The sequence below is a fragment of the Bradyrhizobium sp. P2_E8 genome, assembly GCF_056403875.1.
The window spans coordinates 1-9,893 of the sequence record NZ_JBFUES010000175.1 but is presented as its reverse complement, the minus strand read 5'-3'; the positions used below and the strand labels follow the sequence as shown (position 1 = coordinate 9,893).

The window sequence follows — 9,893 nt, the reverse complement described above, 5'->3', positions numbered from 1 at the left end:
GCTTCGTTGAAGACGTAGCCCTCGACGAACGCCTTCAGCGTCCGCACCTGCACGGCCATCTTCCACTCGAAATAGCCGATGGCGCCCAGGCCGGCGACGATCAGCACCAGAAGCGCGACGACGATCCTCTGAAAAGTCATTCGTTCCCCCAAAACAATATCGTCAGCAAAAAAAGGTCCTTTTGTTTGAGCATGATCTGCTCGGAAAACCGCTGCACACTTTTCCGGATCATGCTCTAGAACGGCATGCCCATCAATTTCGACAGCCGTYCGATCGAAAGGTAGCCGGCGTGATAGGCGGCAAGGCCCGCGCCGTAGATGATCGCCGAGATGATCGTGGTCCAGATCAGCTTCCGTCCCATCCGCGTCCGGATCGGCGCACCGGGATCGGTCCCGGGCGCGCCCACGCCGTCCTCGTGCTGGCTGCGCACGCCGAACGGCAGCGTCAGGAACAGCGCGATCCACCAGATGACGAAGTAGATCGCGATCGCGGTCGATATCTGGATGGCCATGGGGCGGCCTTACGCCTGCTCGATTTCGACCAGCGCGCCGGAAAAGTCCTTCGGGTGCAGGAACAGCACCGGCTTGCCATGGGCACCGATCTTCGGCACGCCGTCGCCGAGCACCCGCGCGCCCTCCTTCACCAGGGTGTCGCGCGAGGCGATGATGTCCACGACCTCGTAGCAGACATGGTGGATGCCGCCGTCCGCGTTGCGCTCGAGGAACTTTGCGATCGGCGAGGCTTCACCGAGCGGCTCGATGAACTCGATCTTGGTGTTGGGCAGCGTCGCGAACACGGTGGTGACGCCATGCTCGGGCAGCGGCACGGCCTCCGAGATCTGCGCCCCGAACGCGGCGCCATAGATTTTTGCAGCCTTGACGGCATCCTTGGTCGCGATCGCGACATGGTTGAGCCGACCCAGCATGTTTCTCTCCCTCAGAGCATGATCCGGAAAAGCGTGAAGCGGTTTTCCGAAGAGATCATGCCTAAATCAGACCGTCAGCACATGTACCAGACAGGCGGGCTTTTTGCCCCAATGTTCGTTGATCACGGCCCGGACCGCGCGTCGCACCGACTCAGCCAGGGCGTCCGGATCGCGGCGGCGCGCTTTTGGCAGCCCCTCGATCGTGGACATCACGGCTTCGAAGACCAGATCGTCGAAAGCCTCGCCCGCCCTGTTCTTCTCGGGAACGCCGACGAGATCGACCTCGGGTTCGTCGACGAGTTCGCCCTGCGCGGTCATGGCGATGGCGACGAAAGCGCAGCCGGAAAAGGCCATGCGGCGGCGTTCGACCACCGCGCGGGACTTGGAATCCTCCAGGATCGTGCCGTCCTTGTAGAGACGGCCCGAGGGCACCTCGCCGACGATGCCGGGATCGCCGGGGCCGAGCTTGACGAGGTCGCCGTTGCGGCAGACCAGCACGCGCGGCACGCCGGCGGCGCGCGCGAGCTTGGCGTGCTCGTGCAGGTGCAGCGCCTCGCCATGGACCGGGATCAGGAGCTGCGGGCGCACCCAGGCGATCATGTCGCGCAGCTCGTCGCGGCGGGGATGGCCGGAGACGTGGACCAGCGCGTCGCGGTCGGTGATGACCTCGACGCCCTGGAGCACCAGATTGTTGATGATCGACCCGACCGCCTTCTCGTTGCCGGGAATGGTGCGCGAGGAGAAGATCACGCAATCGCCGCGGTTGAGCGTGATCTCGGGATGGTCGTCATTGGCGATGCGCGCCAGCGCCGCGCGGGCCTCGCCCTGGCTGCCGGTGCAGAGCGCCAGCACCTTGTCCTGCGGCAGATGGCCGTAGACGTCGGTCGAACGGAAGTTCTGCACGCCGTCGAGATAGCCGGTCTCGCGCGCGACCTGCGACACGCGGTCCATGGCGCGCCCGACCACGACGACCTCGCGATCGGCAGCCTTGGCGGCGTCGGCGACCGCTTTGATGCGGGCGACGTTGGAGGCGAAAGTCGTCACGGCAACCCTGCCCTTGGCCGCCTTGACCAGCCCGGCAATGGTCTTGGCGACCTCGGCTTCGGAGGGCGAGCGACCGTCGCGCACCGCGTTGGTGGAATCGCCGATCAGGGCGAGCACGCCCTCGTCGCCGAGTTCGCGCAGCCGCTTTTCGTCGGTCGGGCGGCCGATGATCGGGGTCGGGTCGATCTTCCAGTCGCCGGTGTGCAGCACGATGCCGGCTTCGGTGTGGATCGCCAGCGCGTGCGATTCAGGTATCGAATGCGCGACCGGGATGAACTCGACGTTGAACGGGCCGATATCGACGCGGCCTCCCGACGGCACCACCGTCACCGGAATCTTTGGCGCGTTGCGCTCGGCAGCGCATTTGGCCTCGAACAGCGCCGCGCTGAACTGCGTCGCATAGATCGGGCATTTCAGCCTGGGCCAGAGGTCGATGATGGCGCCGAAATGGTCCTCATGCGCGTGCGTCAGCACCAGGCCCATCAGGTTCTTGCGTTCCTTCTCCAGGAAGCTGATGTCGGGCATGATCAGGTCGATGCCCGGCAGATGCTCCTCATCGCCGAAGGAGACGCCGAGATCGACCGCGAGCCAGGCGCGCTGATGGCGGTTGCCCAGCCCGTAGATCGACAGGTTCATGCCGATCTCGCCGACACCGCCGAGCGGCGCAAACACCAGTTCGTCAGGCCGTGCCATCACGCAGCTCCCACGGAGGCGGCCGAGCCGAAGAACACCTCGCCGGCCGCCACCGGCAGGCGTCGGCCGTCAGCAGCGAGGACGATCAGGCAACCGGTGTCGTCGATCGTGTCGAAAATGCCTTCCAGCGTCGTCGTTCCCGTGTTGATCGCAACCTTCTCGCCAAGACCGGCGGCCCGCTCCAGCCAGAGCTTGCGGATTTCGGCAAAGCCGCGGCCATTGTCCCAGACGCCGCGGAACTCGACCCAGGCGTCGGACAGGGCGGAGAACAGCTCCTCGGCGCTGATCTGGACGCCAAGCGCGGCCAGCGACACCGCGGGTGTCGGCGTGCCCTCCGGCGCGGCGACGACGTTGGTGCCCATGCCGACGACGACGGCGAGACGGTCGCCGATGATTTCGGCCTCGAGCCCGATGCCGACCAGCTTCTTGCCGCCGACCAGCACGTCGTTCGGCCATTTCAGGGCGTAGCGGGGACGGCCCTCGCCGAGGCGCAGCGCGGCCTCCAGGCTCACCTTCTCCAGGGCCGCCTCCTCCGCCAGCCCCGCGGCAAAGCCAAGCGTGGCCGCGACGGCGGGGGGCACGTTCATGACTTCGAGGATGCTGGCGGCGAGATTGCCCCGCGGCGCGATCCAGGCGCGCTGGCGCCGGCCGCGGCCGGCGGTCTGCTCCGATGTGACGAACCACATCGGGCCGCGTTCGCCGCTCCTGGCGTGCTCGATCGCCTCGGTATTGGTCGAGCCGGTCCGCTCGAAAGCTGCGAGCTTGTAGCCCGCCGAGAGTGCGCGAGGACCGAGCGCGAACCCCATCCTAGAACAGCGACTTTGCGGCGGCAGAGGCGACGCTCACCACCGGCCCCGCGAACAACGCGAACAGGATGTTGAACAGGCCCGCGACCGCCAGCACCGTCTTCACCTCGACGCGCACCGGGTCGACCTGACCGGCCGGCTCGTCGAAATACATCGTCTTGACGATGGCGAGATAGTAGTAGGCACCCACCACGCTGGAGAGCACGCCGATCACGGCGAGCGTGAACAGGTTCGCCTTGATGGCGGCGACGAAGACGTACCATTTGGCGAAGAAGCCGGCGAGCGGCGGAATGCCCGCGAGCGAGAACAGCAGCATCGCGAACATGAAGGCGAGCAGCGGATTGGTGCGCGAGAGACCGGCGAAATCGCTGATCTGCTCCACGGCCTGGCCGTTGCGCTTCATGGCGAGGATGATCGAGAACGAACCGAGCGTCATCGCGACATAGATCACGATGTACATCAGGACGCCCTGCGCGCCCTCGACCGTGCCGGAGGCAAGGCCGACCAGGGCAAAGCCCATGTGGCCGATCGAGGAATAGGCCATCAGGCGCTTGATGTTGCTCTGGCCGATCGCGGCGAACGAACCCAGCGCCATCGAGGCGATCGCCACGAACACCAGGATCTGCTGCCACTGCGAGACGATGCCGGGGAAAGCGGTCAGCGTGACACGGGTGAAGACGGCGAGCGCGGCCACCTTCGGCGCCGAGGCGAAGAAGGCGGTGACCGGCGTCGGTGCGCCCTCGTAGACATCAGGCGTCCACATGTGGAACGGCACGGCCGAGACCTTGAAGCAGAGGCCGGCGAGCAGGAAGACGAGACCGAACACCAGGCCGACATTCGCGGCCGTCGCGGCAGCCGCGATGCCGGTGAAGCTGACCGTGCCGGTGAAGCCGTAGATCAGCGAGGAGCCGTAGAGCAGCATGCCCGAGGACAGTGCGCCGAGCACAAAGTACTTCAGGCCGGCTTCGGTCGACTTGGCGTTGTCGCGGTTCGAGGACGCCACGACGTAGAGCGCGAGCGACATCAATTCGAGGCCGAGATAGAGCGAGATCAGATCGCCGGCCGAGATCAGCACCATCATGCCGAGGGTCGAGAGCAGCACCAGGATGGCGTATTCGAAGATGCGGCGCGAGGGGTCGGACAGGAACTCGGTCGACAGCACCAGCGTCACGGCCGAGCCGATCAGGGCCAGAATCTTCATGAAGCGGGCGAAGTCGTCGACGATGAAGCTGCCGCCGAAGGTCACCTGCTTGCCCGCGGGCAGCATGTATTCGAGCACGCCGACCACGACCAGGAGCAGGACCGCCAGCGTCGTGATCGCCTTGGTCGTCTCCTGCCCGCGATACGCACCGAGCATCAGAAGCGCCATGGCGCCGACCGCGAGCACGAGCTCGGGCAGCACGGGCGCCAGTTGATAACCTGCAGTCGAAAAGCTCATGGCGATATCCTGACCTGCCCGATCACTGGAGCAGTGCGGCGGCCTTCACGGCCGTCACAGCGGTGTTGTAATTGTTGACGAGTTGCTGGACCGAGGCGGCCGACATGTCGAGCACCGGCTTCGGATAGACGCCGAACAGGATCGTCAGCGCGATCAGCGGGAACAGCGTCACGCACTCACGCAAGGTGAGATCCTTCATGCTCATCAGCGACGGCTTGACCAGCGCCCCGAATACGACCTTGCGGTAGAGCCACAGCGCGTAGCCCGCCGACAGGATCACGCCGAAGGTGGCGAAGAACGCGGTCGGGATCGAGACCTTGAACGTGCCGAGCAGCGTCATGAACTCGCCGACGAAGCCGGACGTGCCGGGCAGTCCGACATTGGCCATGGTGAAGATCATGAAGGTCAGCGCGTAGAGCGGCATCCGGTTGACGAGGCCGCCATAGGCCGCGATCTCGCGGGTGTGCAGGCGGTCGTAGACGACGCCGACGCAGAGGAACAGCGCGCCGGAGACGATGCCGTGCGAGATCATCTGGAACACGCCGCCGGCGACGCCCTGCATGGTGCCGGCGAAGATGCCCATGGTGACGAAGCCCATATGCGCCACTGACGAGTACGCGATCAGCTTCTTCATGTCCTCCTGCATCAGCGCCACCAGCGAGGTGTAGACGATGGCGATGACCGAGAGCGTGAACACCAGCGGCGCGAAGTCATGCGACGCCAGGGGGAACATCGGCAGCGAGAAGCGCAGGAAGCCGTAGCCGCCCATCTTCAGCAGGATCGCGGCCAGGACCACGGAGCCTGCCGTCGGCGCCTCGACGTGCGCGTCGGGAAGCCAGGTGTGCACCGGCCACATCGGCATCTTCACCGCGAAGGAGGCGAAGAAGGCGAGCCAGGCCCAGGTCTGCAACGACCGCGGCACGGCGGTGTGCATCAGGGTCGGGATGTCGGTGGTGCCGCCGTTCCAGTACAGCGCCATGATGGCGAGCAGCATCAGCACCGAGCCGAGCAGCGTGTAGAGGAAGAACTTGAAGGACGCGTAGACCCGGCGCGGGCCGCCCCAGACGCCGATGATCAGGAACATCGGGATCAGGCCGCCTTCGAAGAACAGGTAGAACAGCACCAGATCGAGCGCCGAGAAGGTGCCGATCATCAGCGTTTCCAGGATCAGGAACGCCATCATGTATTCGCGGACGCGGCTGGTGATCGCCTTCCAGCTCGCGATGATGCAGAACGGCATGATGGCGGTGGTCAGGATCACGAGCGGCAGCGAAATGCCGTCCACGCCCATGTGGTAGGTGATGCCGGTGGCGAGCCAGGCCGACTTCTYGACGAACTGGAAGTCGGCATTCGCAGGATCGAAGCGCATGACCAGGATCACCGACACCGCGAAGGTGATCAGCGTGGTCCACAATGCGATCCAGCGCGAGTTGCGCCGCGCCGCCTCGTCGTCACCGCGGCTGAGATAGACGATCAGCGCGCCGACCAGCGGCAGGAAGGTCGTGACCGATACAATGGGCCAGGTCGTCATTTACTGGCCTCCAAAGCCGAACATGAACCAGGTGATCAGGCCGGCGGCACCGATCAGCATGGCGAATGCGTAGTGATAGAGATAGCCGGTCTGGATCTTCACGACGTTGCGGGTGACGTCCAGCACGCGGGCCGAGACGCCGTCGGGCCCGAGACCGTCGATGATGAAGCCGTCGCCCTTCTTCCAGAGCTGGTAGCCGATCCACTTCGCCGGACGGACGAAGATGAGGTCGTACAGCTCGTCGAAGTACCATTTGTTGAGCAGGAACTGGTACAGCATCGGCTGCTCTGCAGCGAGCCGAACGGGGATGTAGGGCCGGCGGATGTAGAACAGGTACGAGACCAGGAAGCCCAGCACCATCATCACCGTCGGAAGCAAGGCGATGGTCTCGGGGATGTGGTGCATCTCCTCGATGATGTGCGGGTTCATCTTCACGGACTCGCGGAAGAACTCCTCGACGCCGTGGCCGGCGAACAGCTCCTTGAACGGGAAGCCCGCGACGATCGAGCCGACCGCGAGCACGCCGATCGGGACCAGGATCCAGAGCGGGGCCTCATGCGCGGCCTCGTAATGATGCTCGTCATGCGGCTCGCCGTGGAAGGTCTTGAAGATCAGGCGCCAGGAGTAGAACGAGGTCAGGCCGGCGGCGACGACCGTCATCAGGAAGCCGTACATCGCGAACGGATTGTGCGAGGCGTAGGCCGATTCGATGATCGCGTCCTTGGAGAAGTAGCCGGCGGTGAGCGGGAAGCCCGTGAGCGCCAGCGTGCCGACCACCATCACCGCGTAGGTGTAGGGGATCTTCTTCCAGAGGCCGCCCATGTTGCGGATGTCCTGCTCGTGATGCATCGCGTAGATCACCGAGCCGGAGCCCAAGAACAGCAGTGCCTTGAAGAAGGCGTGCGTGAACAGATGGAACATGCCGACCGAATAGGCCCCTGCTCCCATCGCCACGAACATGTAGCCGAGCTGCGAACAGGTCGAGTAGGCAACGATGCGCTTGATGTCGTTCTGGACGAGGCCGATGGTCGCGGCGAAGAACGCCGTGGTCGCGCCGAAGAACATCACGACGGCCTGCGCGTTCGGGGCGAGCTCGAACAGCGGCGACAGTCGCGCCACCATGAACACGCCCGCGGTGACCATGGTTGCGGCGTGGATCAGCGCGGAGACCGGGGTCGGACCTTCCATCGCGTCCGGCAACCAGGTGTGGAGCAGGAACTGCGCCGACTTGCCCATCGCGCCCATGAACAGCAGGAGGCAGGTCAGGGTCAGGGCGTCGGCGTGCCAGCCGAGGAAGTTGATGGTCTTGCCGGTGAGGCCGGGCGCGGCATGGAAGATCGTCTCGAAATCGGTCGAGCCAACCAGCATGAAGATCGCGAAGATGCCGAGCGCGAAGCCGAAATCGCCGACGCGGTTGACCACGAAGGCCTTGATGGCGGCCGCGTTCGCCGACGGCTTCTGATACCAGAAGCCGATCAGCAGGTAGCTGGCCAGACCCACGCCTTCCCAGCCGAAGAACAGCTGCACGAGGTTATCCGCCGTCACCAGCATCAGCATGGCGAAGGTGAACAGCGAGAGATAGCCGAAGAAGCGCGGCCGGTACGGATCCTCGTCCATGTAGCCGATGGAATAGAGGTGCACGAGCGAGGACACGGTCGTCACCACCACCAGCATCACGGCGGTGAGCGTGTCGACCCGCAGCGTCCAGTAGACCTGGAGGTCGCCGGAGAGGATCCACGGCAACAGCGGAATCCGCATGTCATGGTGCATGAAGCCGACATCGACCAGCGTCATCCAGGACAGCCCAGCCGACACGAACAGCAGTGCCGTCGTGATCAGCTCGGCCGCGCGCGAGCCCGCCGCAGCCGGCTCGACCGGTCCGTGCCCGTGGTCGTCATGGCCATGATCGTCGTGACCATGGTCGTCATGGGCCGCCGTCGCATGCGCATCGCCGTGACCGTGGTCGCCGTGATGCTCGACCTCGTCGCCTGAGGGGTTGCGGGCATGCGCGCCGAACAGCGCAATCAGGCCGGCCAAGATGGCGCCCAGGAGCGGCAGGAATACGATTGCCTGAACCATGACTGAGCTCAGCCCTTCATCAGATTGACGTCCTCAACCGCGATCGAGCCGCGGTTGCGGAAATAGACCACCAGGATGGCGAGACCGATCGCGGCTTCGGCAGCGGCGACCGTCAGCACCAGAAGCGCGAAGACCTGGCCGACGATGTCGCCGAGGAAGGTCGAGAACGCGACGAGGTTGATGTTGACCGAGAGCAGGATCAGCTCGATCGACATCAGGATGACGATGATGTTCTTGCGGTTCAGGAAGATGCCGAGGATCCCGAGCGTGAACAGGATCGCGCCGACCGCCAGATAGTGTCCGAGCCCGATCGTCATTTCACCCACTCCGCCGCGTCGGCATCCGAGAGCCCCTGCCCCGGCGCCACCTTGCGCATCGCCATCGCCATCTCGGGCGTGCGCGCGTTCTGAACGTTGATGTCCTGCCGCTTCACGCTCGCCTTGTGCCTGAGCGTCAGCACGATGGCACCGATCATGGCGACCAGCAGCACCATGCCCGCGAGCTGGAAGTAGTGGATGTACTTCGTATAGAGCACGAGGCCGAGCGCCTCGGTGTTCGAGACGTTGGTCGGGATCGCCGCCGTGATGGTCTTGGAGACGCCGGGGTTGATGACCCAGAAGCCGACGGTGAGCAGCAGTTCGAACATGAAGATGCCGCCGATCACGAGACCGACCGGCAGGTACTCGATGAAGCCCTCGCGCAGCTCGAGGAAGTCGACGTCGAGCATCATGATCACGAACAGGAACAGCACCGCGACCGCGCCGACATAGACGACGATCAGCATCATGCCGAGGAACTCGGCGCCCATCAGCACGAACAGGCCGGAGGCGTTGACGAAGGCCAGGATCAGGTACAGCACGGAGTGCACGGGATTGCGCGAGACAATCACCATCACCGCCGAGGCGACACAGATGCCGGCGAAGAGATAGAAGAACAGCGCGGGAAGGATCATGCTCTCATCTCACCGGTACGGCGCGTCGAGCTCGATCGCCTTCGCGATCTCGCGTTCCCAGCGGTCGCCATTGGCGAGCAGCTTGGCCTTATCATAGAACAGTTCCTCGCGGGTCTCGGTCGCGAACTCGAAGTTCGGACCTTCGACGATGGCGTCGACCGGACAGGCCTCCTGGCAGAGGCCGCAATAGATGCACTTCACCATGTCGATGTCGTAGCGCACCGTGCGGCGGGTGCCGTCGTTGCGGCGCGGGCCGGCCTCGATGGTGATGGCCTGCGCCGGGCACACGGCTTCGCACAGCTTGCAGGCGATGCAGCGTTCCTCGCCGTTCGGATAGCGGCGCAGCGCGTGCTCGCCGCGGAAGCGCGGCGAGATCGGGCCCTTCTCGAAGGGATAGTTCAGCGTCGGCTTCGGCTGGAAGAAAT

At 64.8% G+C, this 9,893-nt stretch carries 10 protein-coding genes; all 10 read right to left on the bottom strand.

Features of this window, described 5'->3' with window-relative positions:
• Positions 1–235 precede the first annotated feature (235 nt).
• Positions 236–511 carry a DUF1467 family protein gene (locus AC1D00_RS12510; RefSeq protein ID WP_477010885.1) on the bottom strand — a complete coding sequence of 92 codons (276 nt, stop codon included), beginning with the start codon at positions 509–511 and terminating at the stop codon, positions 236–238.
• Positions 512–520: 9 nt separating this feature from the next.
• Positions 521–925, bottom strand: a complete 405-nt coding sequence (gene mce / locus AC1D00_RS12505) for a methylmalonyl-CoA epimerase (RefSeq protein WP_157330446.1) — start codon at positions 923–925, stop codon at positions 521–523.
• A 66-nt stretch (positions 926–991) separates the two neighbouring features.
• Entirely contained in the window at positions 992–2,662 is a 1,671-nt protein-coding gene (locus tag AC1D00_RS12500; protein WP_271575969.1) for a ribonuclease J, read from the bottom strand.
• On the bottom strand, positions 2,662–3,468 hold the full coding sequence (locus AC1D00_RS12495; RefSeq protein WP_477010884.1) for a biotin--[acetyl-CoA-carboxylase] ligase: 807 nt from the start codon (positions 3,466–3,468) through the stop codon (positions 2,662–2,664). The genes AC1D00_RS12500 and AC1D00_RS12495 overlap by 1 nt, the downstream gene beginning before the upstream one ends.
• Before the next feature lies 1 nt (position 3,469).
• Positions 3,470–4,906 carry an NADH-quinone oxidoreductase subunit NuoN gene (gene nuoN, locus AC1D00_RS12490; protein ID WP_135176011.1) on the bottom strand — a complete coding sequence of 479 codons (1,437 nt, stop codon included), beginning with the start codon at positions 4,904–4,906 and terminating at the stop codon, positions 3,470–3,472.
• Positions 4,907–4,928: 22 nt separating this feature from the next.
• A complete protein-coding gene (locus tag AC1D00_RS12485; RefSeq protein WP_477010883.1) occupies positions 4,929–6,437 on the bottom strand; it encodes an NADH-quinone oxidoreductase subunit M in 1,509 nt (502 codons plus the stop codon).
• Positions 6,438–8,516, bottom strand: coding sequence for an NADH-quinone oxidoreductase subunit L (gene nuoL, locus AC1D00_RS12480; protein ID WP_477010882.1), 2,079 nt, complete (start codon positions 8,514–8,516; stop codon positions 6,438–6,440). It abuts the gene before it with no gap.
• Positions 8,517–8,524: 8 nt separating this feature from the next.
• Positions 8,525–8,833 carry an NADH-quinone oxidoreductase subunit NuoK gene (gene nuoK, locus AC1D00_RS12475; protein ID WP_008547737.1) on the bottom strand — a complete coding sequence of 103 codons (309 nt, stop codon included), beginning with the start codon at positions 8,831–8,833 and terminating at the stop codon, positions 8,525–8,527.
• Positions 8,830–9,468 carry an NADH-quinone oxidoreductase subunit J gene (locus tag AC1D00_RS12470; protein WP_135176014.1) on the bottom strand — a complete coding sequence of 213 codons (639 nt, stop codon included), beginning with the start codon at positions 9,466–9,468 and terminating at the stop codon, positions 8,830–8,832. Before AC1D00_RS12470 ends, nuoK begins: the two co-directional genes overlap by 4 nt.
• A gap of 9 nt (positions 9,469–9,477) precedes the next feature.
• The coding region (gene nuoI / locus AC1D00_RS12465) for an NADH-quinone oxidoreductase subunit NuoI (RefSeq protein WP_477010881.1) at positions 9,478–9,893 on the bottom strand (416 nt) is incomplete at its 5' end.

Excerpts from the sequence above, each read along its gene's own strand:
- nuoN (WP_135176011.1), bottom strand. The coding sequence starts at position 4,906 with ATGAGCTTTTCGACTGCAGGTTATCAACTGGCGCCCGTGCTGCCCGAG.
- nuoK (WP_008547737.1), bottom strand. The coding sequence starts at position 8,833 with ATGACGATCGGGCTCGGACACTATCTGGCGGTCGGCGCGATCCTGTTC.
- AC1D00_RS12470 (WP_135176014.1), bottom strand. The coding sequence starts at position 9,468 with ATGATCCTTCCCGCGCTGTTCTTCTATCTCTTCGCCGGCATCTGTGTC.
- AC1D00_RS12500 (WP_271575969.1), bottom strand. The coding sequence starts at position 2,662 with ATGGCACGGCCTGACGAACTGGTGTTTGCGCCGCTCGGCGGTGTCGGC.
- AC1D00_RS12495 (WP_477010884.1), bottom strand. The coding sequence starts at position 3,468 with ATGGGGTTCGCGCTCGGTCCTCGCGCACTCTCGGCGGGCTACAAGCTC.
- mce (WP_157330446.1), bottom strand. The coding sequence starts at position 925 with ATGCTGGGTCGGCTCAACCATGTCGCGATCGCGACCAAGGATGCCGTC.
- nuoL (WP_477010882.1), bottom strand. The coding sequence starts at position 8,516 with ATGGTTCAGGCAATCGTATTCCTGCCGCTCCTGGGCGCCATCTTGGCC.